Raw genomic sequence first — 25927 nt, 5'->3', positions numbered from 1 at the left:
GACCTCGTCCGAGCGGACGAGGCCCCTCCCCCGCGAGAGCCAAACCGCTCCGCGCTGCGCAGGAAGTCGGGCGGCCCGACTTCCTGCGCAGGGCCGACGGGCGCCTACGAGCCGCCGGCGCGCAGGGCGGCCGTGAACCAGCCGAAGACCGGGGCCAGGCTCGGCGGAACGGGCCAGCCGTTGACGACGGACAGCAGGTGCCAGTAGCGCTCCGCCCGCGGGTCGCCGGCGATCTCCAGGCGGGCCAGCAGCCAGTGGCGCAGCTCCGCGTCGTCGGCGCGGTCGAAGGTCTGCGCGTAGCGGGCGGTGAGCGTGTCGACGACGGTTGCGGCCTCGGGCGAGGCGGGAGCGAGGCCGGCGTCGAGTGCGCGGCCGACGGCGTCGCGGACGGCCTCGGTGAGGTCGTGGTGGAGGCCGGTGCGGTCGCCGTCGGCGCGTTCGGCGGCCTGGTACTCGGCCATGCGGCGGACGGCGGCGCGGAAGTCGGGGTCCCGGGTGAGTTCGGCGAGCTCGACCCAGGCGTGGACCTGCTCGGGTTCGGGGTCGTCGGGGAGTTCGGGTACGGCCGAGCGGAGCAGGTCGACGAACTCGGCGTTGGCGTCCAGGCCGCCGAAGGTGTCGTCGACGAAGTCGGTGATCAGGCGGCGGCGTTCGTCGTCGGAGAGCTTTGCGAGCTTGTGCATGAGGTCCATTTCCTCGGGAGTGGAGTCGCGTTTGGCCACCGCGCGCAGCACCGCGCGGCGCAGGCGGAGGACGCGGATCTGCACGTCCAGGGCGTCGGCGTGCGCGGCCGCGACCTCGGGCACCGAGACCTCCCGGTCCAGCACCTGCCGGACGGCGGCAAGGTCGAGGCCGAGGTCGCGCAGGGTGCGCACCAGGTCGAGGCGCGCGAGCGCGTCGAGGTCGTAGAGCCGGTAGCCGGCCGGGCTGCGGTCGGTCGGCGGCACGATCCCGGAGTCCGACCAGAACCGGATGGTCTTGACCGTCAGCCCGGTGCGCCGGGCCAGGTCGCCGATCGTGAAGAGCATGTCCCCGCCCGTGTCCCCGTCCATGGCCCCGCCCGTGTCCCCGTCCATGCCCCTACTCTGGCGTCTCCCCCTGCGGGAGACTCAAGGCCGCCGAGGCCGTCCCGTGACCGCGCACCCGTTCGCCGCCCGCGCCATGCGCAATGCTCGCAAATGCCGCAGACTTCCCGAAGATGCCCGCGGCATTCCCGAGCCCGTCAGGCGCTGCGCCACCCGTCCGGGGCTGCGCCGGCTCCCTGACTGCTGCTGGTCGGACGATCGGAGCGATGCATGAGTCACCTGCCCTCCTTCGAGGACACCACCGACTTCGAGAATGCCGACCGGGGCTTCCTGGGGGCGCTGGTGCCCGCGGTCATCAGGGCCGCGGACGGGCGGGTGGTGTGGGACAACGACGCCTACGACTACCTCAAGGGCGCGTGCCCGGACACGGTCAGCCCGAGCCTGTGGCGGCAGGCGCAGTTGTGCGCGAAGCAGGGCCTGTACGAGGTGGCGGAGGGGATCTACCAGGTCCGGGGGCTGGACCTGTCGAACATGACGCTGGTGGAGGGCGAGCGGGGGGTGATCGTGATCGATCCGCTGATCTCCACCGAGTGCGCCGCCGCCGCGCTCGCGCTCTACCGCGAGCACCGCGGGGAGCGGCCGGTGACCGGTCTGGTCTACACCCATTCGCACGGGGACCACTTCGGCGGTGCGCGCGGGGTGCTGCCCGAGGGGAGCGAGCAGGGCGTGCCGGTGATCGCGCCGATCGGGTTCCTGGAGCACGCGGTCAGCGAGAACGTCTACGCGGGCAACGCGATGACGCGGCGGGCGATGTTCATGTACGGCGACCGGCTGCCCAAGTCGCCGGAGGGGCAGGTCAGCGCCGGGCTGGGGATGACGACCTCGACCGGCACGGTCTCGCTGATCCCGCCGACCGTGGACGTCACCCGCACCGGGCAGGAGGAGACGGTGGACGGGGTGCGGATCGTCTTCCAGCTCACCCCGGGCACCGAGGCTCCGGCGGAGATGAACTTCTCCTTCCCGCAGCGGCGCGCGCTGTGCCTGGCGGAGAACGCCACCCACAACATGCACAACATCCTGACCCTGCGGGGGGCGGTGGTCCGCGATTCGCGGATCTGGTCGCGGTACCTGGACGAGGCCGTCGAGTTCTTCGGCGACAGCTACGACGTCGCGTTCGCGTCGCACCACTGGCCGACGTGGGGCCGGGAGAACGTGGTGGAGCTGCTGACCCAGCAGCGCGACCTGTACGCCTACATGCACGACCAGACGCTGCGGATGCTCAACTCCGGCCTGACCGGTCCGGAGCTGGCCGAGGAGATGCAGCTGCCGCCCGCGCTGGAGCAGGCGTGGCACGCGCGCGGCTACTACGGCTCCCTCAGCCACAACACCAAGGCCGTCTACCAGCGCTACCTGGGCTGGTTCGACGGCAACCCCGCCCACCTGTGGGAGCATCCCCCGGTGGAACTGGCGACGCGCTACGTCGAGTTGGCCGGCGGCCCGGAGACCGCCCTGGCCAAGGCCCGCGCCTACGCCACCGACGGTGACCTGCGCTTCGCGGCCACCCTGTTGAACCACCTGGTCTTCGCCGATCCCCGGAACGACACCGCGAAGGAGGAGTTGGCCGGGGTGTACGAGCGGCTGGGGCACGGCTGCGAGAACGGCCCCTGGCGCAACTTCTACCTCATGGCCGCGCTGGAACTGCGCCAGGGCCCCGGCACCGTCGAACTGGACACCAGCACCGGGATGGCGATGGCGCTGACCACCGAGATGCTGCTCGACTCGGTCGCGGTGCGCATCGACGGGCCCAGGGCGTGGAACGACTCCCTGACCGTCGACCTCGCCCTGACCGACGAGGGCAACCGCCACCGGCTCACCCTGCGCAACGGGGCCCTGACCCACCGCGCCACCCCGCTCGGCACCGCCCCTGCGGTCCCGTCGGACCTCACCCTGACCCTCACCAAGCCGCAGCTCCTCGGGCTGCTGGCCGGCCAGGGCCCGGACGGCGTCCGGAGCGAGGGCGACCCGGCCGTCCTCGGCCGCCTGTTCTCCTACGTCTCCGAGCCCGACAAGTCCTTCGCCGTCGTCACTCCCTGACGGGACGACGGTGACCGGCTCGGCAGGACGAGCACGCAAGCCCACCGCCCGGGTGCACAGGCTCACGGCCGGGGCGCGCAGGCTCACGACCCGGCCACGGTGGGGACGGCCGACCGGTGCCGATGTGACGGCGGGCATGGTGACCGGCCTGTTCAGCATCCCCGAGGGGATGGCGTACGCGTCCATCGCCGGCTTCAACCCGGTCGCGGGCCTGTACGCGGGCATAGTGCCCCCGATCCTCGGGTCCCTGGCCGCGCCCACGGTCCTCATGGTCACCACCCTCACCAGCGCCATCGCCCTGACCGGACAGAGCGTCGTCTCCGACGCCGGCCTGGACCCGCACGCGGGCGGCACCGTCGCCGCGCTCACCGTCCTGGTGGGCGTGGTCATGCTGCTCATGGGCGCGCTGCGGCTGGGCGTCGTGCTCAGCTTCGTCTCCAACGCGGTGATGACCGGGTTCTCCACCGGTATCGCCCTGCAGATCGTCACCGGCGTCCTGGGCGACGCGAGCGGCTACAAGCCGCCCGGCCACAACAAGCTGCTGCAACTGTGGAACTGGCTCACGGGCATCGGGAACTGGAAGCTCGCCCCCACCCTGGTCGCCGCCACCACCATCGCGGTATGGGCGCTGGCACGCACGGTCCGACGGCTCGAACCGGTGGCCCTGCTGGTCGCGATGGTGCTCGTCAGCGTCGCGGTCGCGCTCCTGGGCACGGACGTGGAACTGGTGCGCGACATCGCCCGCATCCCCGCCGCGCTGCCCGGGCTGTCCCTGCCCGACTGGAGTGCGATGCCGCACCTGCTCGGCGGCGCCCTCTCGGTCGCCCTGGTCGCTCTGGCCCAGGCCGCGGGGGTGTCTCCCTCGATGCCCAACCCGGACGGCAGCCGCTCCGATGTCAACGGTGACTTCGCCGCCCAGGGCCTGGCCAACCTCGGCGGCGGTCTCTTCCAGGCCCTGCCCTCCGGCGGCTCGCTCTCCCGCACCGGCGTCGCCGCCGGCGCGGGCGCCCGAACCCGCTGGGCCGGAGTGATCTCCGGGGTGTTCCTGGCCCTGGTCGTCCTGGTGGCGGGCAAGCTGGCCGAGCGGATCCCGATGCCGGTGATCGGCGGCCTGATCCTGGTCGTCGGCGGCGAACTGATCTGGGGCAAGCGCGCCGATGTCGCGCTGGTCCTGCGCACTTCCAAACTCTCCACCGCCGCCATGGCCGTCACCTTCGCCGCCACCACGCAGCTCCCGCTCCAGCAGGCCATCGTCATCGGAGCCGTGCTGTCGCTGCTGCTCTACTGCGTCCAGGCCGCCCGCCAGTCCGGGTTCGTCGCCCTGGAACGCGACCACGAAGGCGCCTGGGCCACAACCGGCGACCCTCCTCCGGCAGTGCTGCCCCCCGGTCGCGTCACCGTCCTGGTCTACGAGGGAACCAGTCTGTTCGCCGAACTCCCCCGCTTGGAGACCCAGTTGCCTCGCGTCGACGGCGCCCGCGGCGCCGTCCTGATCCTGGTGATGCGCACAGCCCCGGACGTCCCGTCCTCCGCGATGCTCAAGCTGATCCGCCGCTACGCGAACAGCTTGCACGCCCAAGGCGGACGCCTCGTCCTCGCCGGTGTCCAACCGGCCTTCGCCGCCCTCCTCGCCCGCACCGGAATCACCGCACAACTCGGCGACAGCGCCGTCGTCCCCGCCGAACCCGCCCTTCTGGCGCCCCTCGACCGCGCGGCGGAGGAGGCACGGCAGTGGATCGCCACGCGGTGAAGGGGCCGCGTTCGTCTCGGCGATCCGGTGGTGGCCTGCAGAGCCGGTAGTGGGCGCGGCCGTCAGCCCCGGCGGCTCGCGGCGTTGCGGACGCGGCGGGTGCGGCCACGCTCGGCGAGGAGGCCGAACGCGGCGGGAGAGGTGACGAGCGGGGATGTGGTGACCGTGCGCTGGAACCAGTCGGACGCGGTCAGCAACTCCTCCTCGGCCCAGGGCCCGTCCAGGGCGAGGGACCGGAGCAGGGTCCACTCCCGCAGGCGCCGGACGAGGAACGCGCGGTCGCCGACGACCGTCGCCATCATGGCTGCCCAGGCCGGGAACCCGGGGCCGGTCAGCTGCTCGGCGGCCCGGCGTTCGAGATGCTGGTTCACCGCCGCTTCGGCCATGGACTGGTCCTCGTCGCGAAGGACGGCGGCCAGCAGGTTGGCCTCGTCAGTCTCCGCCACGCTGCCCAGCGCCCGCAGGTACTCGGCATACCGCCGGTGCTCGGGCGGTTCGTCGTCGTCGATGTGCGAGCCATTCATTCGGCAATCACATCATTTGACTCACTCCAGCGGGGGTGCGGAACTCCGTACGACCGTCCGCGGGTCGTCGAGCCAGAAGCTGTGCGACCCGTCGGGGGCCACGGTCAGCCCGAAGCGGTCCGGTCCGGGCTCGTCGTTGGCCAGCCACCAGGCGTGGGCCTCGGCCACCTCGGCCCACAGCCGCCGGGGGCCGTGCTGCCACACCGTGCACCCCTTCGTTCCGTCGCCCGCCCAGTCCACGGCCGCCCACGACTTCGCGTCCGTGGTGGCGAGCCAGAGCCGGCGAGCTACGCCGTCCACGTCCGGATCGTTGTCCCACGCCTGCCACACGTCGGCGAGGCGCATGCCGATGCCGAACGCCAGGTCCCCCCGGTCCTCGGCGATCTCGAACGCGGGCAGATCGGTATGCGACTCGTCGGGCACGTGCTCGTCCCGGACCACGTCCCGGTAGAGCCGGACCCCGGATCGCTGCCTCCGGTTGAGCATGAACGCACTGTGCGGGCTGAACCGCCCCGAAGCGTCGCCGTCCGTGCCGACCGTCAGCAACAGCAGGCCCCACCCTGTCCACGGGCTGTCCCACGGCAGCAGAACCGACCCACCCGCTACGGTCTGCGAGATCAGTTCCGACGGCACGGAGCGAAACGCACAGGTCGCGATCACTCGATCGTACGGAGCACCCGGGGCCCACCCACGGCTGCCGTCACCGCACACCACCACGGGCGACAACCCGAGCTCGTGCAGGGCGCTGCGGGCGCTCGCGGTCACGTCGGGGTCGACTTCGACGCTGGTCACCAGGCCCGGGCCGAGTCGGTGCGACATGAGCGCCGCGTTCCACCCGGGGCCGGTGCCGATCTCCAGCACCCGCATGCCGTTCCGCAGGTCGAGCATGTGGAGCGTGCGGAAGACGATTCCCGGATCGGACAGCGACGACGTCGGAACCGGGTCGTCCTCGCTCTCCCGGCCGTCGTTGATCTGCGTGACCACCGGGGCTTCCGCGTACGCGGAAGCCCACCAACCGTCCTTCTTGTGCTTGTTGTCGGCCTTGCCGCTCTGGTGGTCCGCGTTCGTCTTGGAGTCACCGGGATCCTTCTTCCCCCCGTGCTTCCCCTGCCCGCCGTCGTTGGCGCCCGATCCGCCACCGCTGCTTCCGCCCTTGCCGGTTCCCCAAGCCATAGTCAGCCCTTCTACGTAGATCGTTAGTTGGCGTTCTCGGTGCACCGCTTGGTCTCCGGAGCCGTCGGGCCGGGAGGACGTTCGGTCGGGGTGCTCATGATGAGGTTGCCTTGCGCAGTGGCCACTGCTTCCACTCCTCTCCACCGAGTTGACACCAAGATCTGCCAGGCACCTGGGACGGTGGAACCTCACTCAAGGGACACTTCAGTACGTCCCTCGTGCGATAGAACGTCCCTGGCGAAGGATCAGGATGCGAGGCGGGACAAGCGAGATGCCGAACGAGCGACTGAAAGACGCCATGGCCACGGGTGGTTGGACGTGCTCAGCTTTGGCGGAGAAAGTCGGCGTGGACACCAAGTCGGTTGAGCGGTGGGCAAGTCAGAACCGAACGCCTCGGCTGGGTGCAGCTCGCTTGGCCGCGGAAGCCCTCGGATCAGACATGCTTGCACTGTGGCCGAGCCTTCGGCAGCCGCGCACCGCACGCGCGATAAGCCCCGAACTGGTTGCCCTGTACGAGCAGCGAGCGGACCTTCCAGGCTCGGCGTTTGTGGACCTGCTAGGAAAGGCCACGAAAAACATTGACGTACTGGTCTACGCCGCCGTATTCCTTCACGAGGCGTATCCCCGGCTCAACGAGCTGCTTCGTGAGCGTGCCACCGAAGGATGTGTGGTTCGGATCGCTCTCGGCGACGCCGAGAGCGAGAACGTCAGGCAACGCGGGGAGGAGGAGAAGTTCGGCGATGGCATCGAGTCCCGCTGCAGGCTCGCCCTCATGCACTACCGCCCACTACTCGGCACGCCGGGCATCGAGATCCGCACCCATGGGACCACGCTCTACAACAGCCTCTACCGGGCAGACGACCAGATGCTGGTGAATGCGCACGTGTGGGGGGTCAACGCCTTCGGAGCCCCGGTTTGGCACCTGAGGAGGGCTGGCACAGGGACGCTGTTCGGCACCTATGCTGCGAGCTTCGAGGCAGTGTGGAACGCTGCCCAACCGGTCGAGAGGAGTTGATCACATGGCACGCACGGAGTTCTACGACGATCCCGACGCGCCGGTGCCCAATCGGATGGTGGTTGCGGCGTCAGCCGTGGTGACCGACGGGCAGGGGCGGATCCTGCTGCAACGGCGGGTCGACAACGGGATGTACGCGTTGCCGGGCGGTGCGATGGATCTCGGGGAGTCGCTGCCGGGGGCGGCGGTCCGGGAGGTCCGTGAGGAGACCGGGCTCGATGTGGAGGTCACCGGGATCGTGGGCACGTACACCGATCCGCGGCATGTGATCGCCTACTCGGACGGCGAGGTGCGGCAGCAGTTCAACATCTGCTTCACCGCGCGCATCACGGGTGGGGAGCTCCGGATCTCCGGCGAGTCGACCGATCTCCGGTTCGTGGCACCGGAGGACATCGGCGACCTGCCGATGCACCACACCCAGCAGCTCCGTCTCCGGCATTTCCTGGAGCACCGGGCGACTCCGTACCTGGGATAGCCGCGCAGGAAGTCGGGGAGTCCGACTTCCTGCGCGACAGGGAGTTGTCACCGGCGGATCGGCTACTCCCAGGGGTTGTTCCCCGACTCCCATGCCGCCGCCTCGTCCTTGTTGTGCAGGAACCGCGGGTCCGGCACGCCCTGGAGCGAGGAGTCGCTGATCGGGCACTGCGGCCACTCGTCGCGCAGCAGCTTGAGCAGGAACTCGGCCATGCCGCACGGGTACACCGACCATTCGTGGTCTCCCCGCGAGTACACCGCGACGGGCCAGCGGTCCGGGTCCGGGTCCGCCGTGATCCAGCACAGCGTGTCGGCGGCGCCCGTCCCGCCCCAGATGAGCAGATCCTCCAGCCGGTACCGGCCCCTGTCGGCGGGGGCCCATTGGTTCACGGCGAAATCCGCGAGCGCTTCGTCCGAGAGCCTCGAAATCGTTCCGAACCGCAACTCCTCCGAGGTGGCAGGGACGTGAACGCCGACCATCTCTTCGATCGAACCGTTGCCGAAGGCCGCGACAAAGGCCCGGTAGTCGGCCGGGAAGGACGTTCCGTGGACCTTTTCCGCCGCACTCCAGTCGACGGTGTCCCCGCAGGTGGGCCCGACGCACGACAACACCTCTCCGAGGCTCGCCACGGCGGCGATTGCGGCGGACTGTTCGTCACTCACACTACGGCTCCCGTCGGGTCGGGGCGTCCTCGCCCATTGATGCCATTGTCCATCCTCGGCGGGGGGGCAGAGTGGGTCGGTCAGGGGCTCAGGACGAAGCCGCACACGCGTCCGTGCGCAGGAAGTCGGAGGGGCCGACTTCCTGCGCGGGGTGGGTCAGTCGAAGAGGCGGCCGAGCAGAGCGCCTTGGCCGGACTGCAGGATGTGGGCGGTCTCCAGGGGGAGCCAGAAGCACTCGAAGGGGGTGGGCGGCCGGGTGCCGTCGTGGCTCTCCTGGCTGGTCCAGCGTTCGGGGGTCGGCTCGGCGAGGGCGAGGTGGAAGACGTGCCGGCGCTGGATCTCGTACCGGTAAGGGGTGAGGTCGTACTCGGCCTCGCCGAGCTTGCGCACGACGGTGAAGGCGCTGAGACCGGTCTCCTCGCGGGCCTCGCGCAGGGCGGCGTCCTCCGGGGTCTCGTCCGGGCGGATACTGCCGGCCGGGACCTGGATGCCGACCTCCTCGTAGCCGTGGTCGGTGTGCCGGAACACCAGCAGCCGCCCGTCGCGGACGATGTAGGCGAGCACCTTCTCCCTGACAGCCTTCTCCGGACTCACAACAACCTCCGTGCGATCGGGACGAACGAGACGATCGGGACGATCGGGCGGAGGCGAGGCTACCCTCCGCCGCCCCGCCCCTGGGTCGGGGCGGGGCGGCCGGCGGGCCGTCAGCCGTAGTAGGGCGAGTCCAGGTCGATGCTGGCCTCCCTGACGACCTCGCCGTCGAAGAGCCGAGTCGTCGCCGGGGAGCCGGCCCGGCGGGCCTCCTCGGCGAAGGGGCCCTGGGCGAAGGCGAGGGCGTTCTCGGCGGTGTCGAACTCGTAGAAGCCGCCGATGGTGTGGGTGCCGATCCCGGACAGCCACGTCTTGCGGATCAGGCCCGGTGCGGTCCTCAGGGCCGCGTTGACCTGCTGCCAGTCGAAGCGGTCGAACGGAACTGCCGCCTCGATCTCGGTGTAGAGAAAGGTCTTGCCCATCACGAACCTCCGACTTCGGGGCCTGTTCGGCCACCTCACTAGTACGTACGTCCTAGTGGCTTGAGCTTGGAGTAGGATGCGCGTACTAGTCAAGGGGGTAGCGATGGCCGTGGACACCAGGTCCCGCATGATCGGCGCGGCGATCGGGCTGCTGCAGCAGCACGGTCTGGCCGCGATGTCCTTCACCGAAGTCCTGGCCCGGAGCGGGGCCGCGCGCGGGGCGATCTATCACCACTTCCCCGGCGGCAAACAGCAGCTCGCACTCGAAGCGGCCCGCCAGAACGCGGCGGACGTCCGCGGTCACCTGCGCGAACTGCCGGACCGCACACCGCGCGAGGTCGTGGAGGCGTTCCTCGGCAACATCCGCCCGGCGGTGGAGGCGTCCGCCCAGGGCGGCGGCTGCGCGGTCGCGGCGGTCACCATCGACGGCGGCGCGGCCATCGCCGACCAGGGCAGCCTGCTCGCGGTCGCGGCCGAGGGATTCTCCGACTGGGTCGGCGAGCTCACCGGGAAGCTCACCCACGCCGGAATGAGTCCGTCCCAGGCCGCCGACCTGGCCACCCTCATGATCGTCACCCTCGAAGGCGCCCACGTCCTCTGCCGCGCGGCGGGCAGTGTCGCGCCCTTCGACCGGGCTGCGGCAGCCGTGCTGTCCGCCGTCCCGGACGGGGACTGACCCGGGGCGACCCGGGAGCGATCGTGCTGGAGCCCGGCTCGGACGAGGAGAGCGCCTAACCCAGCGCCGTGATTCCCAGCAGCAGGACGCGCAGACCGTTGTCGATCGCCGCGGTCCGCTCGGTCGGCGAGAGGTCGGGCTGCAGGTTGACCAGTATGGTGGCGAGCCCGTGCACAGTGGCCCAACTGGCCACCACCGCCGCCCCGGTCTCCTCCGGCGGCAGGCAGCCCGCCTCGGTCAGCCGGTCGAGGGCCGCCAGGAGAATGGCGTCCGGCTGCGGCCGGCCCTCGGGGTCGGGGACCGGCTCGTGGCCGGGCGATCCCGGCGTGCCCACACCCGAGGGGTTGCCGTCCATGGCGGTCCGGAACAGCCCCGGCTCGTCGAGTGCGAACTGCACGTACGCACGGCCGACCTCGCGCAGGTGGGACACCGCCGCGGCGCGCGGGTCCGACGGCTCCGGGACGGAGGCGACCTGCGCCGCCATGGCGGCTCCCAGCTCGCACAGGGCCTGCTTGGCCACCGCCGCCTTCAGTTCGGCCAGGGTCTTGAAGTGCCCGTAAGCGGAGTTGGGCGCGACCCCGACGAGGCGGGCGACCTCGCGCAGGACCACCGCCTCCGGCCCGCCGGTGCGGGCCAGTTCGATGCCCGCTCCGATCAGTGCCGCCCGCAGGTCGCCGTGGTGGTAGGTGGCGCGGGTCGTGCGGGTGCGGCGGGTCGGCTGGGTCATGTACGGATCCTGGCACGGAAGGATCCCGGGCAGCCACTTGCCCCCGGGGTCCGTCCGCACCCGTCGGCGCCCCTCCTCGGCTACGGCACGACGAACCGCAGGCCCGGGAGGTTGCGACGGCGGACCATCAGCTCCGCGACGACGAGGTTGGGCAGCCAGCACAGGAACGGCACCGCGGCGTACGCCTGGCCGACCATCTTCTCCACGTCGCCCCCGGCGTCGCCGGCCAGGACCTGCGCCAGGATCAGCACGCCGAACCAGAGCCGCAGCGTCGGCGCCGCGAAGGTCAGGGCGAAGCTGCGTATCATCCAGGCCTCGTGGGCGGCGAAGTCGCCCTCCCGGGCGGCCCGGTAGCCGCGGTAGGTGGTCCAGCCCCACAGCACGGCGAGGCCGCCGAAGCCGAAGAACCCGGCGAACGCCACGGAGTTGAAGCACGACATCACCAGCGCCGCCACCGAGCCGAGGCCGACGGCGCCCACGTAGCCGCGCCCGATCCAGCGGTGCACGCGGGGGAAGCGGCGACGGATCGCGCGGACGAACTGGAACGGACCGACCGCCAGGGCCAGTCCGGCCGTGACGATGTGGACGTAGAAGGCGACCTGGACCGCGAACGGCCGGTCCGCGTACGTCGGCGCGAGGCCGACCCGGTCGGCGGCGAGGTCCTGGAGGCTGCCGGCCGCGTACTGGCCGACGGAGTAGCCGGTGATCGCCACCGACAGCAGCAGCATCACGGTCCAGCTGAAACGGGACCCGCGGCGGGGCCGACCGGTGACGGTCGGCGGGCGGGAGGTCAGTACGGACATGGCGAAGAAGCCCTCTTTCGGGGCGAGGTGAGGCACGGCAACGGCGACACATGCTCAATCTGTACAGTGTGAGTTTTAGTGCCCGCCGAGCGCGGGTGTCAACAACTGCCGGAAAGTGCGCAGGTCGAGGCACTGCGCCAGCAACTGGGCTTCGGCGAAGGGGATGTCGCCGGCCCAGGCGAACGCCGACGAGGACGACATCCAGTCAGACCTGCTCCTCCTGTGCGCTTCCCGGGCTCGGGAGGCGCACAGGCGCCCCGGCACCCGCCTAACGGCGCCGGGCGAGCAGGTGGGCGTCGAGGAAGCCCCGTTCCGAGGCCGGGTCGTGGAGCAGCCGGGCGAAGGGGTCGAGCCCGGCGCCGGTCAGCAGCCCGGCGAGGCGGTCGACCGGCCAGCTGTACGCGGGTGTCACCTTGTGGTCGAACCGGATCGGCTCCGGCCCGTCGGTGCCGAAGAAGGAGAGCAGGAGCAGACCGCCCGGCGCCAGGACGCGTACCAGTCCGGCGAGCAGTGCCGGCAGTTCCGCCGGCGGCGTGTGGATCGTCGAGTAGTGGGCCAGTACACCGCCGAGCGCGCCGTCCTCGACCGGGAGGACCTCCATCCGCGCCTCCTGGAAGCGCAGCGCCGGGCGGGCCCGCCGGGCGTGCTCGACCATGCCCGGGGAGAGGTCGAACCCCGAGGCGTCCAGCCCCAGTTCGTTCAGCATGGCCGTGATGTGTCCGGGCCCGCAGCCGACGTCGGCCACCCGCAGGTTGCCCGTCGCGCGCACCAGTTCGGCGAAGGTGCCGATCATGGCGCGGGCGAACGGCCGCTGCTCCAGCCCGTCGGCGAACAGCGACGCGTACAGCTCGACGACCCCGTCGTAGGCCGCCCCGGTCTCGTCCTGGTGATCCGCCACTGGAGGACTGTAAGCCATGTCCCGGAGATCACGGGCGGGATCCCGACGAGGACCGCGGCCGGAGCTGCCGGGAGTGGGAAGTCGGAGCGGCCGACTTCCCACTCCCGGCAGGGACGCCGGTCACACGCCCTCGGCCCCGGCGGCGGCCTCGGCGGCGGCGATTCCGTCCAGGCGCGCGTACTGCTCGTCGCTCAGCTCGACGGCCGCCGCGCCCAGGTTCTCCACCAGGTGCTTCGCGGACGTGGTGCCCGGGATCGGCACGATGTTGGGCGAGCGGTGAAGCAGCCAGGCGAGCGCGGTCTGCGCCGGGGTGGCGCCGACCTCTCGGGCGACCTCGGAGACCGGGCCGCCCTCGCCCGCGTGGCCGCCGACGGCGATCGGGAAGAACGGCAGGAACGCGATGCCGTGCTCGGCGGTGAAGTCGACCACCGGTTCGTGCTGCCGGGCGGCCAGGTTGTACCAGTTCTGCACGGAGGCGATCGGGGCGATCTCCAGCGCCTGCCTCAGCTCGTCGACGGTGACCTCGGAAAGGCCGATGTGCCGGACCTTGCCCTCGTCCTGGAGCTGCTTGAGCGCGCCGATCTGGTCGGCCAGCGGCACCGCGGGGTCGATCCGGTGGAGCTGGAGCAGGTCGATCCGCTCCACGCGGAGCTGGCGCAGGCTCAGCTCGGCCTGCTGGCGCAGGTACGCGGGGTGCCCGACCGGGATCCACTCCGAGGGGCTCGGGCGGGTCACGCCCACCTTGGTGGCGACCACGACGCCCGGGGCGTACGGGTGCAGCGCCTCGGCGACCAGTTCCTCGCCGCCGCCGAGGGCGTAGGAGTCGGCGGTGTCGACCAGTTGGACGCCGTGCTCGACGGCGGCGCGCAGCACGTCGAGGGCGGCGGGGCGCGGGGTCGGGGCACGCCAGATGACCGCGTCGGCGGGCTTGATGTCCGGGGTGTCGGCGAGGCGCATGGTGCCGTAGCCGATCCGGTGGACGGCCAGGTCACCGCCGATGGAGTAGGTCTGACGGACGGGACGGGTGCTGATCTCGGTGTTGGTCATGGGGATCACGCTAGGATCTCTCATCCGTGTGAGGTTCAAGGGAACACAAGGCGATGTGAGGGGCGTCACATGCGGATCGGTGAGCTGGCGGCGCGGACCGGGGTCAGCGTCCGCCTGCTGCGGTACTACGAGGAGCAGGGCCTGCTGGAGCCCCGGCGGCCTGCGGGCGGCCAACGGCGGTACGACGAGGACGCGCCGGCGGTCGTCCGCAACATCCGGGCCCTGCTGGGCGCCGGGCTCTCCACCAGCGCCATCCGGGACGTGCTGCCCTGCGTGAACGGCGACGGCGCGGTGGCCGCCTGCATGCTGGAGGTGCTGGAGCAGCGGCTCGACCTGATCGACACGCAGATGCTGGCACTCGGGGCGAGCCGGGTCGCACTGGCGGGGATCGTCGCGGCGGCCCGCCAGGAGGCCGGGACGGCCGCCGAACCGGTGCCGGCGTAGGACTTCGGGCCGGGGCGCTTCGGGCCGGAGGGGTTCAGGGGGCGCCGGGGCGAGGGGGCCCGCGCCGGTCCGGCGATTGCCTCGGCGACCACCGGGACGTCGAGCGCGCCGACCAGCCCTTCGACCGGCCGGGGATCCCACCCGGGGTGGTGCGTGGTGCTACCGCCGTCTGCCCCCGCCGAGGAGGCCGATGATCACGGGGATCGCGAAGAGGGAGAAGAAGACAGTGCTGATCACGTCGTGCGTGACGTTGTAGAAGACGACGATCCCCACGATCACAGCGACGGGGGCGAGGCAGCCGCACCCTGCGCGGGTCCGGGCAGCCACCCGTTCGCGGTCCTGGCGGGCCCACTGCCTCCGGGTCTCCTCGATGAACTGCCGGCGGAAGGCGACATTCGGGGCCGAACTCCCAGTCCTCCAGGTACTCGTCGAGGTTGTTCACCCGACCGTCCAAGCAGGCCCGGCCGGTCCCGAACGTTGGCTCAGGCGGAGCGGGCGTAGGCGACGAAGGCTTCCCAGGCGGCCGGGGTGAAGGTGAGGTGGGGGCCGGACTTGTCCTTGGAGTCGCGGACGAGGACGGCGGAGGTCGTCTCGGCGACCTCGACGCATTCGCCGCCTTCGTTGCCACTGTGGCTGCTCTTGAACCAGGCGATCTCGACGCAGGCTCCGCCCTCGTCGCCGCTGTGGCTGCTCTTGAACCAGACCAGTTCGCTGCTCATGGCGCTCCCTAGGTGAGGGTGTCGTGGCGCGCCCAGGATACGGAGCAACTCCCCTGGGGGATACCGGTACAGCCCATACAGGCGGGCCAAGATGCCCACACAGAAAGCGACCGTCCACCGGTCGGTGGACGGTCGCTGGGCGCCGAGCGGGGAGACTGGTCGTCAGACCGACTGCGCGAACTCGACGAACGCCTCCCAGGCGGCCGGCGAGAAGGTGAGACGGGGACCGGACTTGTCCTTGGAGTCACGGACGAGCACGGCCGACGTCGCCTCGGCGATCTCGACGCAATTGCCGCCCTCATCACCGCTGTAGCTGCTCTTGAACCACACCAGTTCGCTGCTCATCGTTCTCCCAGAATCTTCTCGATCAAGGACAGGGACTCCGGCGGAGTGTGCGCCTGCGACCTGAGCGTGACGTAGCGCGCGTTCAGGATCCGGACCTCACTCTGACTCCTGATCAGCCTACTGCTGGTCTGAATCTCGATATAGCCCATCTGCGATTGCCCCTTAGGGGTGACCAGAACGAACGGTCCGCCCATACCAGCGTGCTCCGTGCGATCGAGGGGCAGGACCTGCACGACCATCCCTCGGGTGTTACCGATCTCCAGCAACCGTCGCAGTTGCTCCGCGTGCACGTCCCAGCCACCCAGCGGTCGACGGAGCACACTCTCGTCGATCACCCAGCTGAACATGGCGCGAGGCCACTTCGTGAGGACATCCTGCCGCGCCATTCGGGCCGCCACCCTCATCTCGATGACCTCCTCGGACAGCAACGGCTGGCGCATTGAGAACACGGCACGCGCGTGAGCCTCGGTCTGGAGCAGGCCTGAGAGATCCCACATGCTCCAGTCGTTGAGTTCTTCCGCCTTCGCCTCCAAGCCCGCGTAGCCCCGGAACCACTCCGGGTGGCGCACCCGCGCCTTGGCCTTGGCGCTCTCGATGTCGTCCGACGTGACGATCAGCAGCCCGCCGGCGTCGAGGATCCGCTCCGACGCCTCCAGCAACTCCCGCTGCGGCGTCCGCTTCCCCTGCTCCACCGCGCCGATCAGGCTCTCGGTGTAGCCGACCTTCTTGGCGAACTCCTTCTGCGTCAACCCGGCCCGCTCGCGCAGCAGTTTGATCTGCTTGCCGATCGCCTTCAGGAAGTCGGAGACCTCGGAGAGGTCCTCCTCCAACTCGGGCCGCACATCGCCACTGTCGCCGCCGCCCCGAACTTCAGCCATAACGACCTCCCCATTTCCCGGTCACGGCCGACGGGCCGTCACACAACACGTTCCGCACGCATACAGGCACTTACCGTGCTCACCCGATGCATCGTCAGCGTAAGGCCGGGGGGGCAGGCTTTTCCCCATGAAGTCCGAAATCCCCCTCGACGACCCGGCGCCGCGCGCCCACACCGCGCTCCTCTCTTCCACCCCCAAGGGAGCCGCGATCGGTCGCCGGACGGCCAGACAGAAACTGACCGCCTGGGAGCTCAACTCCCGTTGCCCGGAGTTGTTTCACTCCGCGCTGATCATCGTGGCCGAGCTGGCCGCGAACGCCTCGACCCACGGGCGCACACCGGGGCGCGGGTTCGAACTGAGCCTCTCGCTCACCCCCGTGCGCCGGTCGCGCACCACCGTGCTCCGCATCGAGGTGTCCGACTGCCGGGGCGACAAGCGGCCCGTGCTCCCGGATCCGAGGAGCTGTTCCACCGACGCCCAGTCGGGGCGCGGGCTCACCCTCGTCGACGCCCTCGCCGACCGCTGGGGCACCCTCCCCCGGGAGCCCAACGCCAAAACGGTCTGGGCCGAACTCGACCTGCCCGAGGAGAAGTTCGCTACCGATGCCGTCACCTGAACGCCACTCCCCCGACGCCGTGACCACCGCCACCGTCGCGGTCTGCACCGTCCTGCCGATCACCCTGCTGCTCGCCCTGGTGGCCTGGATCTATCCCGTCCTGAAGCACCACAACGAGCTGCACCCCACCCCCGCACACGCAACGTCCAGCCCCTCCGCCTCTCGATGACAGAGCGCCCTCGGCCCCTCCCGCCCGGGAGGAACCGAGGGCATCCGCCACAGGAGGCCGCCGGGTCAGGAGACGACCACCGTCACCTTCCAGCGCGCCACGAACGGCGGGCAGACCGTACGCGGGTCCGGCACGCAGCGGCCGATCGCGTTGATGTCGCTGGTACCGGCGGTCGAAGCCGTGAAGGTGGCATGGGAGTTGCCGTTCGGGTCGGCGCTGCCGGCCGTCTGGGTCAGCACGGCGGCCGAAGCGGCGGCGGGCGCGTACCAGTACCAGGTCACCGTGTAGTCGCGCAGGGCGGTGAGGTCCACCTGCACGGTGTCACCCACACCGGCGTGCACGGTGGTGCCACCGTCCGCGTTGACGATGTGCACGGTGGTGGTCGTCGTGGTCGTGGCGACCGTGGTGGACGCGGTGGCGGCGGGCGCGGCACTCAGGGCCAGCGCCAGAGCGACGGCGGGCAGGGCGAACAGTCGCATGATCTTCATCAGCACTCCCGGGCTTCAGTGGGGTTCGGCACTCGGAGCCTCCCGTCTACCGGGCCGCCCCCGCCCCGGGCAATGCCCGCCGCCCCCACGGCCCCGAAGCTCCGCCGAACGCACGCCCCACACGCTCCCCCGATCACCGTAGGCGGCCCCTGCGCCACCCCTGCCCCTCCTCTCCGCACTTTGCAAAGTGCGGAGAGGAGGGCACTGCAGCACTTTGCAAAGTGCGACTTTGCAAAGTGCAGGAAGGATCCCCGCCCCGCCCCGCGCGCTCGCCCCGATCACCGCGGGCTGCCCCCGACCCTTGACCACTTGCCCATTGCCCCTTGGCCCCCGAGCCCTTTCGCCCGCCGGCCATGCCACTGCGGGCGGCCCCTGCACCGCAGGGGCCGCCCGCATCGCCTCTGCCTTCTGCACTTTGCAAAGTCACACTTTGCAAAGTGCAGAGGGGAGGCCGCAGCCCGCCCACCACTCCACTGCGCCTTGTCCCTTGCCCCTTGCCCCTTGCCCGTTACCCCTTGCCCCTCCCGCCCCTTCACTGCCTCGCACTTTGCAAAGTGTGACTTTGCAAAGTGCGAGGAGGCGGCTGCCGCGCGACGCCCGCCAATCACCGAAGCTCACCCACAGCGGCGGATCTTGCGCCGACGGACGACCGCACCTAGGGTCCGATGTATCGACTCGATACATCGGACCGATACATCCACACATACGCGCAGGGGGCCGCGATGACATTCACCCACGCACTCACGGACGCCGAACGACAGCGCCACAGCTCGTCGTTCGGCACGGCGGCGGGCGCGTACGCCGCGCACCGGCCGGACTACGCGCCCGAGGCCGTGCGGTGGGCGCTCGCGGGGGCGCCCGGGCCACGCGTCCTCGACCTCGGGGCGGGGACCGGGAAGCTCACCGGCACCCTGCTCGGGCTGGACGACACGCTGGGCAACACGCTGGGCGCCACGCTCGGCAACCCACTGGACATCACCGCCGTCGAGCCCGACGCGGCGATGCTGGCCGAACTGCGGCGCGGCCTGCCCTCGGTGCGCGCACTCCAGGGCAGTGCGGAATCGATTCCGCTCCCGGACGGGTCGGTGGACGCCGTCGTCTCCGGGAACGCGATGCACTGGTTCGACATGGCGGTGGCCGGCCCGGAGATCGCCCGTGTCCTCGCGCCCGGCGGGGTCCTCGCGGGGCTGTGGAACGTCTTCGACGACGCCACCGACTGGGTCGCCGGGCTCGCGAAGGTCACCGGTCCGGCCGCGATCGGCCCCCGGGACGTGCCCGCCGCGTGGCGGATCGAGACGGCGGAGCTGCACCTGCCGCGGACCGGCGCGGACAGTCCGTTCCACGCCCCCGAGCAGGCGGAGTTCCCGCACGGCCACCGCCGGACCGCCGAGTCCCTGGTCGCCACCCTCGGCACCAAGGCCGGCGTGCTGGTCATGCCGGAAGACGAACGGTCGGAGCTGCTCGCCCGCGCCCGCACCTACCTCGCGGGCCACCCCGTCACCGCCGAGGGCGAGTTCACCCTCCCGCTGCTCACCAGCGTCCTGCGGGTGCGCCGGCGCGCCTGACGCAGTACCGGCGCGGAGTGGGAAGTCGGCGGGACCGACTTCCCACTCCGCGCAAGGCGACTACTCCCCTGCCGCGCGGACCCGGTAGGCGTCGACCTCGATCTCGATCCGCATCCGCTCGTCCGTCAGACCGGTGACCAGCATCGTCGCCGCCGGCCGGACGTCGCCGAAGCAGCGGCGCAGCACCGGCCAGCACGGCTCGAAGTCCTCGCGCCGGGGCAGCAGGTAGCGCACCCGGACGACGTCCGCGAAGGTGCAGCCGGCCTCGTCGAGGGCCGCGCCGATGTTGCGCAGGCACTGCTCGGCCTGCTCCACCACGTCGTCGGCGATCGTCATCGTCGTGTAGTCGTAGCCGGTGGTGCCGGACACGTGGACGTGGTCGCCGACGACGACCGCGCGGGCGTAGCCGATCTGTTCCTCGAAGGTGGATCCGCTCAGGATGGTGCGTCGCTCCGTCATGCGCCGAACGCTAGGTGAGCTGCGGTGATACGTCCAATACCCGGGAATCGATCGTCTGGTATCTCTGGGGATATGGACCGCCCCGAACTCCCCCTCCCCCAGTTGCACGCGTTCACGGTGCTCGCCGAGGAGCTGCACTTCGGCCGGGCCGCCGCGCGGCTCGGTGTCGCCCAGCCGCCGCTGAGCCAGCAGATCGCCCGGCTGGAGGCGAAGGTCGGGCACCCCCTCTTCGTCCGCGGGCCCGGGCGGGTCGCGCTGAGCCCGGCCGGGCGGGAGCTGCTGCCCTCGGCACAGCGGGCGCTCGCCGGCCTCGCGGACGGGCTGGCCGCCGCGCGGGCGGTGGGGAGCGGGCGGGCGGGGCGGTTGCGGATCGGGTTCTCCGCCTCGCTGGCGCTGACCGTGCTGCCGGGGCTGCTGCGGACCTTCCGGGAGCGGTTCCCGGCCGTCGAGCTGGACATCAGGGAGATGACGACGGCCCCGCAGCTCGCCGCGCTGCGCGAGGACGCCGTCGACATCGGGTTGCTGCGCGAGCCGCCGCCCGCCGGGGAGGAGGGGGCGTTGGGCTTCCGGACCGTGCTCACCGAGCCGTTCGTCGCCGTGCTGCCCTCGGACCATCCGCTGGCGGCCCGGCGGACGGTGGAGGTGGGCGCGTTGGCGGAGGAGCCGTTCGTGCTGCTGCCCCGGGCGGTGGGGCCGGGGCTGTACGACCGGATCGCGGAGGTGTGCGGGTCTGTGGGGTTCGCGCCGAGGATCGTGCAGCACGCGGTGGAGTGGCAGACGGTGTGCGCGCTGGTCGGGGCCGGGCTGGGGGTGTCGCTCGCGCCGGCGAGCATCCGGCGGATCCGGCTGCGGGGTGTCGCGTTCCGGGCGGTCGAGCCGGGTACCGTCCGCACGCGGGTGGCCGTCGCCTGGCGCCGGGACGACCCGAATCCGCTGGTGGGGCAGTTGCTGGAGGTCGTGGGTACCGGGTGAGCGGCCGGCGGGCCTGCGTGTGAAGCCGTCCGCCCGGTGACCGGGCGGACGGCTTCACACGGTGCGGCCCGTGGCGGGGCTGCCGGGTCGGGTCAGCCCGCGGTCGGCACGAGGTCGACGGTGGAGGCGGCGGGGGCCGCGGTGCGGTTGTCCCTCAGGGTCCGCTGGATCCAGCCCTTGTAGGCGGCCGCGTTGGTGTAGAGGCCGGGGCCCTCCGAGCAGGGCACTCCGGGGGCGCCCGGGCCGGAGGTGACGCCGATCAGCTCCCAGCGCCCGTTGCGGGCCTTCTGGAGCTGCGGGCCGCCGGAGTCGCCGTGGCAGGCCATCGCCTTGGGCTTGGTGGTGAGCGTGCACAGCCGGGTGGCGTCCGCGAAGCCGGGGGCGCAGTCGGACACGGCGCCCACCCGGGTGTTCAGTTCCTGGAGCCGCTCGGGGAAGGCGAACTTGCCGTCCACGGTGGTGCCGTAGCCGAGCAGCCGGGTGGCGGTGCCGGGGCGTCCGGGCTCGGCGATCCTGATCGGCCGCTGACCGACCGGGCGGTCCAGGCGGACGAGGGCGAGGTCGTCCTTGTTGGCGGCGACGCCCGCGCCGTTGACGTAGCCGGGGTGGACGAAGGTGCGGTCGATCTTCCGGACGGTGCCGCCGGTCTTCCGGTGGTCGCTGCCGACCCGGACGATGCCCTCCAGTTCGATGCCCTCGACGGCGATGCAGTGCGCGGCCGTCAGCACCCACTGGGGGTCGATCAGCGAGGCGCCGCAGTTGCCGTCGACCAGGCCGAGGGTGGGGGCGGACTCCGGGATGGTCGCCATGAAGGGGTAACGCTCGGTGGAGTCGCCGCCGTTGACGATCGCTCCGGCGCTGCCCGCCATGAGGGTGGCGCAGGCGACGGCGGCGAGGGCGCCGACGGCGGCGGTACGGACGGCGGTGCTGCGGACGGCGGTGCGGGAGAGCTTGGCGCTGAACACGATTGGTTCCCTTTGCTCGGAAATGCCGATGTGCTCCAGCCTGGTCGACCAAGATCCACGGGACCACGGTGGCAGCCGGTGGACCGGCCCTCGGGCCAGCCGGACGGCGCGCGGTGGGGGAACCCCCCGGAAAGACCCCGGCCCGGGCCTCCGCGAAGAACGCGGGAGGCCCGGGCCGGGGGTCGGGTCGGGGGACCGTCCGTCAGGTGGTGGTCCACTTCTGGTTGGGGCCGCCGTTGCAGTCCCACATCACGAGCCCGGTGCCGTTGTCGGTCCGGCCTCCCGGGAGGTCCAGGCACCGGCCGGACGGACCGTTGACGAGGGCGCCGTCACCGTTCATCGCCCACTGCTGGCTGTTCCCGTCGGCACCGGGGAGGCAGGTCCAGAGGATGAGCCGGGTGCCGTTGCCGCCGCCGTTCTCGGCGCCGGCGACGCACTTCCCGTACACCCGCAGGGTTCCGTCGGTGTAGAGGGTCAGGTACTGACTGGGGCCGTTCCAGCAGTCGTGCACGGCGATCTGCGCGCCGTCGTAGGCGCCGTAGGAGTCGATGCACTTCCGGCGGTCGACCACGCTGTGGAGCGGGCTGGGCCCGTTGGCCGTGGTGGTCCACCGCTGGTTGTCACCACCGTTGCAGCCCCAGAGCGCCAGGTCCGTACCGTTGTTGCCGTTCCCCTGAGGGACGTCCAGGCAGTCGCCCGACGGCGGGTTCTGGATGGAACCGTCGGCGCGCAGCTCCCACTTCTGGCCGTCGGTCGCCGAAGCCGTCGGTCCGGACGGGCAGGGCTGGACGGTGATCCGGCGGTCCGCCCCGGCGGTGACGCACTTGCCCGAGACACGCAGGGTCTTGTCGCTGTGGAAGGTGTAGTGCTGCCGGTCGCCGTTCCAGCAGTCCCAGAGATTGAGACTGTCGCCGTCGTTGGTGGTGCGGGCGTCGATGCACCGGCCGGTGAGCGCCGTGTGGATGCTGACGGTGCCGCCCGGGAAGCCGACGACGGGCTGTCCGGCGAAGCCGGTGACCGGGGTGGCGGCAGTGCCGCCGGCGGTGGTGCCGCGCCAGTTGTCGAGTCCGCCACTGGAGTTGAGGGCCCACAGGTCGGCGATGCCGTCGCTGGCGAAGTCGCCGGAGGAACCGACGGTCGGGTAGACCGCCGGAGTCAGGCCGACCCCGATGGCGTTGTCCGTCACCGGGTTGGCGAAGGCGGCGAGGTCGCCCTTGCCCGCGGCGTTCTTGCGGCTCGGGTACTGGAAGAGCTTGCCGGACTGGCGGTCGCGGGCCCAGAGGTCGGCCAGGCCGTCCCCGGTGGTGTCGCCGGGCGCGATCAGTTCGAGGTCGCGCCAGTCACCGGTGGAGAGCAGGACCGGGTAGTCGAAGACACCGGTGGCGGCGGTGCCGTGGAACAGCCAGAGCTGGGTGCCGCCCTGGCCGTTGTCCTCGACCGTGAGCAGGTCCGTGCGGGTCTTGTCCGGGGTGCCGCCCTCGGCGGAGCCGAACGCGAGGATCTGCCGCACCTTGGTCCAGTCGCCGGCGTAGGCGGAACCGCACGGCTGGCCGTCCAGCAGCTTGCAGCGTGCGGCCGCGGGCCGCCTGACCGCGACCGTGGCGTTGGAGCTGAAGTACTGCGCGGTGGTGCTGAAGGTGCCGGTGGTCAGGGTGTTGCGGTAGAGGGTCAGCTCGCCCTCGCGGTAGGCGTACAGGTCGTCCACGTGGATCCCGTTGCCGCCGCGGTGGGTGACGAGGGTGTCCTTCCAGCCCTTGCCGCGCGGGCTGTTGGCCTTGTCGGAGGCCAGGACGCCGGTGGCGGCCGGGTCGGTGGCGGCCGGGTAGACGCGCAGGTTGTCGCCCGCGTCGGGGAGCAGCAGGTCGACCCGGTCGTCGCCGGTGATGTCGCCGAGCACGGTCCGGTCGTTCGGGTCGCTCGGCGCGAAGAAGGTGTAGGTGTTCTCCTGCGAGCGGTTGCCGGCCCGGTCGACCGCCTGGACCCGGAGGATGTTGGTGCCCCACATGGTGGGCGTCAGGTTGAGGACCGCGGAGCCGTCGGCGCCGGCGTTGACCGTCGCGGCGCCGCCGACCGGGATGCCCGAGTTGAAGGCGTACTCGTAGTAGAGGATGCCGCTGGCGTTGTCCGTCGCGCGGACCGTGAAGCTGCCGGCCTGGCCGATCACCTTCTCGGAGCCGGGCAGGGTGCCGGACGGCGGGTAGTCGGCGGAGGTGACGGTCGGCACCGACGGCGGGGTGAGGTCCAGGCTGAACATGCAGCCGAACGCCCAGTCGGAGGGGAGCTCGCCGTCGCCGGCCTGCACCTTCCAGTAGTAGGTGTGGCCGTCCGAGAGGTTGCCGGGTGCGACGGCGGCCTCGTGATGGCTGTTGCCGAGGTTGCCCCAGCCGCTGGCCCAGACGACCGGCTCGCCGGGCGCGCCGGAGTCGCGGACCTCGAACTGGGCGTCGACCTGGTTGTTGTCCGGGTCGCCGATCCAGGCCGACATCCGGATGCCGGTGGCGGCGTTGGTGGCGCCGATCCAGCCGCAGCCGTTGCCGTTGGCGTTCACCGGGTTCGGGTTCAGGCCCAGGCTCCACGGCGTGTACGGGGCGCGGTTGTACTCGATGTAGATGTAGGGCAGCTTGGCCGGGGTGCGGGTGAACCGCTTGAAGCCGATGTTGCCGGCCTGCTTGGACTCGTTGGCCGAGAACAGCGCGAAGGTCAGCACGCCGCGCCAGTGGTTCGCGGCCAGGTGCTCGCGGACGTCCCACTCACCGGTGGTGGTGGCGCCGCGGCAGCCGTCGCCGCCGGCGCTGTTGAGGTTGAACGTCCCGAGCGGGCCCCAGTCCCAGGGCTGGGTGCCCCAGGCGGTGGAGCCGTCGATGGGGTGCGTGGGGTGCAGCACGACACCGAACTCGGAGGCGCAGTTGTTGGCCGCGCCGTAGGACTGGGTGGCCACCACCTGGGCCTTCCGGATGGCCTTGTCGCCCAGGTCGCCGGTGCCGATCTGGAAGTAGTAGCGCTCCAGGCCCTTCTTGACCTGCCACTGCTGGTAGCCGACGCCGGGGTCGTACTGGTCGCCGTAGTCGTCGTAGTGGGTCTTGGTCGGGTACGCCTCCTGGACCCAGGTCCAGTGCTGGGTCCCCCGGGCGGTGGGGGTCCAGGTCGGGTCGATGTAGACCGGGTAGGTGGTCGTCGAAGCGTCGAGGAAGGTGGCGTCCGGGGTGATGGTCAGCGAGGTGGCGGCCGGGGTGGTCGCCAGCTGGGAGACCTTGGCGGCGGCGCCGGGGCCGGTCGCGTCCGAGTGGGTCTTCAGACCTTCGGAGTCGTCGGGCGCGGGGGCGGCGTCGGGCGCGGCGGGCGCGGCGGGGTTGGCGTCTGCGACCGGGGCGGCTGCCGCCGCGCGGAGGCCGGCCTTCGCCGCCGCGGGCGCGGCAGGCGCGGTCGGGGCCTGCGCGGCGGTGCTGGAGTCCCACATGGTGGGCGCCGGCGCGCGGAAGACCACCCGGCCGTCGGCGTCGGTGGCGTTGAGGTTGCCGCCCGCGTCGGCGCTCACCGAGACGCCGTCGGCCTTCATGCCCAGGGTGAGGTCCTTGATCCTGGGGTTCTTCGCGGCTTCCGGGGTCTTGACCACCAGGACCTGGGTGAAGCCGCCCGCCTGGTTCGCGGTGACCTTCAGGTCGACGCCGGGCACGACCTCGGGATAGGTGGCGGTCTCGCCGTCCAGGGCGGGCGCCGGAAGCGTGCCGGGCCAGCTCAGGGCGAGCTTCTTGCCGTCCTGGTCGAGCGTGGCGAGCGGACCGGAACCGCCGCCCGAGAGCGTGAGGTGATTGCTGGTCACGTTGGGGACGACGGTGCCGTCGGTGCCCCGGGCGAGGGTCGCGTCCAGGTCCTTCCAGGCGCCGTCCTGCTGCTTGGCGCGCGCGGGGGCGACCGTGCGCCGCAGGCCGAGCGTGCCGTTCGGGTTGGCGACCACCGTGTCGGTCTCGGTGGTCAGGGCCGGGATCTCGACCGGCTTGCCAGTGCGCTTCGCCTCGGCCAGGGCCGCGGCCTCGGCGGAGCGGTGCTCGGCGTCAACGGCCTGGGCGGCGGCGGTCCGGTCGGCGCCCGGGGCGGCCGTGGCGGGCGCGACCGTGCCGGGAGTGGTGCTGCCGGGAGCCGTCGCGGTCGATCCGGTAGCGGCCAGCGCGGGTGCGGTGGAACCGAGCGCGCCGACGGTCAGTACGAGGCCGATCGATGCGGCGAGCACCGATCTGCGTCGACGACCGTAGTGGGGGGATATCGACCCCATTGGTAAACCCCTCGTCAAGTGATGAGCGCCGTAGGGATATCGGCGAACGGGAACTTAACACCCTCGCGCGACATCCGATCTGACGGATCATCGACACCCCCGTGACGCAGCTCACACAGGGCAGCTCTGCGTGACCGTGCCGTTGTTCTCTGCGG

Annotated in this window: 29 protein-coding genes; 10 read left to right on the top strand and 19 right to left on the bottom strand. The window is 71.4% G+C overall.

Features of this window, described 5'->3' with window-relative positions:
* Window positions 1–104: 104 nt before the first annotated feature.
* A complete protein-coding gene (locus IF01_RS0103655; protein ID WP_030391771.1) occupies window positions 105–1052 on the bottom strand; it encodes a MerR family transcriptional regulator in 948 nt (315 codons plus the stop codon).
* A gap of 243 nt (window positions 1053–1295) precedes the next feature.
* On the opposite strand from IF01_RS0103655, the gene IF01_RS0103650 reads away from it, so the two are divergent.
* Both IF01_RS0103650 and IF01_RS0103645 read left to right on the top strand, forming a co-directional pair.
* The gene (locus IF01_RS0103650; protein ID WP_030391770.1) at window positions 1296–3119 is read left to right on the top strand and encodes an alkyl/aryl-sulfatase; all 1824 of its coding nucleotides are present in this window, start codon (window positions 1296–1298) and stop codon (window positions 3117–3119) included.
* A gap of 52 nt (window positions 3120–3171) precedes the next feature.
* A complete protein-coding gene (locus IF01_RS0103645; protein ID WP_051754884.1) occupies window positions 3172–4869 on the top strand; it encodes a SulP family inorganic anion transporter in 1698 nt (565 codons plus the stop codon).
* Between the two features lie 62 nt (window positions 4870–4931).
* On the opposite strand, the gene IF01_RS0103640 is transcribed toward IF01_RS0103645, so the two are convergent.
* Window positions 4932–5393 (bottom strand): hypothetical protein, encoded by a 462-nt coding sequence (locus tag IF01_RS0103640; protein ID WP_030391768.1) that lies wholly within the window; start codon window positions 5391–5393, stop codon window positions 4932–4934.
* Between the two features lie 21 nt (window positions 5394–5414).
* Window positions 5415–6611, bottom strand: a complete 1197-nt coding sequence (locus IF01_RS0103635) for a methyltransferase domain-containing protein (RefSeq protein WP_244215416.1) — start codon at window positions 6609–6611, stop codon at window positions 5415–5417.
* A gap of 226 nt (window positions 6612–6837) precedes the next feature.
* Between IF01_RS0103635 and IF01_RS0103630 the strand changes: the two genes are divergently transcribed.
* The gene (locus IF01_RS0103630) at window positions 6838–7581 is read left to right on the top strand and encodes a helix-turn-helix domain-containing protein (protein ID WP_030391766.1); all 744 of its coding nucleotides are present in this window, start codon (window positions 6838–6840) and stop codon (window positions 7579–7581) included.
* 4 nt (window positions 7582–7585) lie between these two features.
* Window positions 7586–8056, top strand: a complete 471-nt coding sequence (locus IF01_RS0103625) for an NUDIX domain-containing protein (protein ID WP_030391765.1) — start codon at window positions 7586–7588, stop codon at window positions 8054–8056.
* Window positions 8057–8118: 62 nt separating this feature from the next.
* On the opposite strand, the gene IF01_RS0103620 is transcribed toward IF01_RS0103625, so the two are convergent.
* From IF01_RS0103620 to IF01_RS0103610, 3 genes are all read right to left on the bottom strand, one after another.
* Window positions 8119–8718, bottom strand: a complete 600-nt coding sequence (locus IF01_RS0103620; protein WP_051754883.1) for an SMI1/KNR4 family protein — start codon at window positions 8716–8718, stop codon at window positions 8119–8121.
* Between the two features lie 156 nt (window positions 8719–8874).
* A complete protein-coding gene (locus IF01_RS0103615; RefSeq protein WP_030391763.1) occupies window positions 8875–9312 on the bottom strand; it encodes an NUDIX hydrolase in 438 nt (145 codons plus the stop codon).
* Window positions 9313–9422: 110 nt separating this feature from the next.
* Window positions 9423–9731 carry a hypothetical protein gene (locus IF01_RS0103610; protein WP_030391762.1) on the bottom strand — a complete coding sequence of 103 codons (309 nt, stop codon included), beginning with the start codon at window positions 9729–9731 and terminating at the stop codon, window positions 9423–9425.
* A gap of 103 nt (window positions 9732–9834) precedes the next feature.
* On the opposite strand from IF01_RS0103610, the gene IF01_RS0103605 reads away from it, so the two are divergent.
* Window positions 9835–10407, top strand: a complete 573-nt coding sequence (locus tag IF01_RS0103605) for a TetR/AcrR family transcriptional regulator (RefSeq protein ID WP_030391761.1) — start codon at window positions 9835–9837, stop codon at window positions 10405–10407.
* Between the two features lie 55 nt (window positions 10408–10462).
* Here IF01_RS0103605 and IF01_RS0103600 read toward each other — a convergent pair whose 3' ends face one another.
* The 5 genes from IF01_RS0103600 to IF01_RS0103580 all read right to left on the bottom strand — a co-directional run bounded on the left by IF01_RS0103600 (window position 10463) and on the right by IF01_RS0103580 (window position 13882).
* Window positions 10463–11134: a TetR/AcrR family transcriptional regulator gene (locus tag IF01_RS0103600; protein ID WP_030391760.1), complete on the bottom strand. Its 672-nt coding sequence runs from the start codon at window positions 11132–11134 to the stop codon at window positions 10463–10465.
* 80 nt (window positions 11135–11214) lie between these two features.
* The gene (locus IF01_RS0103595) at window positions 11215–11937 is read right to left on the bottom strand and encodes a DUF2306 domain-containing protein (protein WP_030391759.1); all 723 of its coding nucleotides are present in this window, start codon (window positions 11935–11937) and stop codon (window positions 11215–11217) included.
* 75 nt (window positions 11938–12012) lie between these two features.
* On the bottom strand, window positions 12013–12138 hold the full coding sequence (locus IF01_RS50835; RefSeq protein ID WP_279617247.1) for a hypothetical protein: 126 nt from the start codon (window positions 12136–12138) through the stop codon (window positions 12013–12015).
* A gap of 67 nt (window positions 12139–12205) precedes the next feature.
* Window positions 12206–12835: a class I SAM-dependent methyltransferase gene (locus tag IF01_RS0103585; protein WP_030391758.1), complete on the bottom strand. Its 630-nt coding sequence runs from the start codon at window positions 12833–12835 to the stop codon at window positions 12206–12208.
* Window positions 12836–12955: 120 nt separating this feature from the next.
* Window positions 12956–13882 carry an aldo/keto reductase gene (locus IF01_RS0103580; RefSeq protein WP_030391757.1) on the bottom strand — a complete coding sequence of 309 codons (927 nt, stop codon included), beginning with the start codon at window positions 13880–13882 and terminating at the stop codon, window positions 12956–12958.
* A gap of 69 nt (window positions 13883–13951) precedes the next feature.
* Between IF01_RS0103580 and IF01_RS0103575 the strand changes: the two genes are divergently transcribed.
* Window positions 13952–14326, top strand: coding sequence for a MerR family transcriptional regulator (locus IF01_RS0103575; protein ID WP_030391756.1), 375 nt, complete (start codon window positions 13952–13954; stop codon window positions 14324–14326).
* Between the two features lie 159 nt (window positions 14327–14485).
* Here the strand turns inward: IF01_RS0103575 and IF01_RS48060 are convergent, their stop codons facing one another.
* The 4 genes from IF01_RS48060 to IF01_RS0103555 all read right to left on the bottom strand — a co-directional run bounded on the left by IF01_RS48060 (window position 14486) and on the right by IF01_RS0103555 (window position 16268).
* Complete coding sequence (locus IF01_RS48060; protein WP_157855152.1) at window positions 14486–14653, bottom strand: hypothetical protein; 168 nt, start codon at window positions 14651–14653, stop codon at window positions 14486–14488.
* Between the two features lie 155 nt (window positions 14654–14808).
* Window positions 14809–15045: a DUF397 domain-containing protein gene (locus IF01_RS0103565; protein WP_030391755.1), complete on the bottom strand. Its 237-nt coding sequence runs from the start codon at window positions 15043–15045 to the stop codon at window positions 14809–14811.
* 162 nt (window positions 15046–15207) lie between these two features.
* Window positions 15208–15390, bottom strand: a complete 183-nt coding sequence (locus IF01_RS0103560) for a DUF397 domain-containing protein (RefSeq protein WP_030391754.1) — start codon at window positions 15388–15390, stop codon at window positions 15208–15210.
* Window positions 15387–16268 carry a helix-turn-helix domain-containing protein gene (locus tag IF01_RS0103555; protein ID WP_030391753.1) on the bottom strand — a complete coding sequence of 294 codons (882 nt, stop codon included), beginning with the start codon at window positions 16266–16268 and terminating at the stop codon, window positions 15387–15389. Before IF01_RS0103555 ends, IF01_RS0103560 begins: the two co-directional genes overlap by 4 nt.
* 127 nt (window positions 16269–16395) lie before the next feature.
* On the opposite strand from IF01_RS0103555, the gene IF01_RS0103550 reads away from it, so the two are divergent.
* Both IF01_RS0103550 and IF01_RS46655 read left to right on the top strand, forming a co-directional pair.
* Window positions 16396–16884: an ATP-binding protein gene (locus IF01_RS0103550; RefSeq protein ID WP_051754881.1), complete on the top strand. Its 489-nt coding sequence runs from the start codon at window positions 16396–16398 to the stop codon at window positions 16882–16884.
* Window positions 16871–17053, top strand: a complete 183-nt coding sequence (locus tag IF01_RS46655; protein WP_030391751.1) for a hypothetical protein — start codon at window positions 16871–16873, stop codon at window positions 17051–17053. Before IF01_RS0103550 ends, IF01_RS46655 begins: the two co-directional genes overlap by 14 nt.
* 65 nt (window positions 17054–17118) lie before the next feature.
* Here IF01_RS46655 and IF01_RS0103540 read toward each other — a convergent pair whose 3' ends face one another.
* A complete protein-coding gene (locus IF01_RS0103540; RefSeq protein ID WP_157855151.1) occupies window positions 17119–17541 on the bottom strand; it encodes a hypothetical protein in 423 nt (140 codons plus the stop codon).
* 722 nt (window positions 17542–18263) lie between these two features.
* Here IF01_RS0103540 and IF01_RS0103535 point away from each other — a divergent pair.
* Window positions 18264–19106, top strand: coding sequence for a class I SAM-dependent methyltransferase (locus IF01_RS0103535; RefSeq protein ID WP_030391749.1), 843 nt, complete (start codon window positions 18264–18266; stop codon window positions 19104–19106).
* Window positions 19107–19166: 60 nt separating this feature from the next.
* Here the strand turns inward: IF01_RS0103535 and IF01_RS0103530 are convergent, their stop codons facing one another.
* Complete coding sequence (locus IF01_RS0103530) at window positions 19167–19565, bottom strand: RidA family protein (RefSeq protein ID WP_030391748.1); 399 nt, start codon at window positions 19563–19565, stop codon at window positions 19167–19169.
* Window positions 19566–19637: 72 nt separating this feature from the next.
* Here IF01_RS0103530 and IF01_RS0103525 point away from each other — a divergent pair, with 72 nt between their 5' ends.
* Window positions 19638–20537, top strand: a complete 900-nt coding sequence (locus IF01_RS0103525) for a LysR family transcriptional regulator (protein WP_030391747.1) — start codon at window positions 19638–19640, stop codon at window positions 20535–20537.
* A gap of 92 nt (window positions 20538–20629) precedes the next feature.
* On the opposite strand, the gene IF01_RS0103520 is transcribed toward IF01_RS0103525, so the two are convergent.
* Both IF01_RS0103520 and IF01_RS0103515 read right to left on the bottom strand, forming a co-directional pair.
* On the bottom strand, window positions 20630–21502 hold the full coding sequence (locus tag IF01_RS0103520) for a trypsin-like serine protease (RefSeq protein WP_051754880.1): 873 nt from the start codon (window positions 21500–21502) through the stop codon (window positions 20630–20632).
* A 202-nt stretch (window positions 21503–21704) separates the two neighbouring features.
* Window positions 21705–25772, bottom strand: a complete 4068-nt coding sequence (locus IF01_RS0103515) for a ricin-type beta-trefoil lectin domain protein (protein ID WP_157855150.1) — start codon at window positions 25770–25772, stop codon at window positions 21705–21707.
* Between the last annotated feature and the right edge of the window lie 155 nt (window positions 25773–25927).

It is taken from the genome of Kitasatospora purpeofusca (assembly GCF_000718025.1).
In the GTDB taxonomy this organism is placed as follows: domain Bacteria; phylum Actinomycetota; class Actinomycetes; order Streptomycetales; family Streptomycetaceae; genus Kitasatospora; species Kitasatospora purpeofusca.
This window is presented reverse-complemented; position numbering and strand designations above follow the sequence as displayed.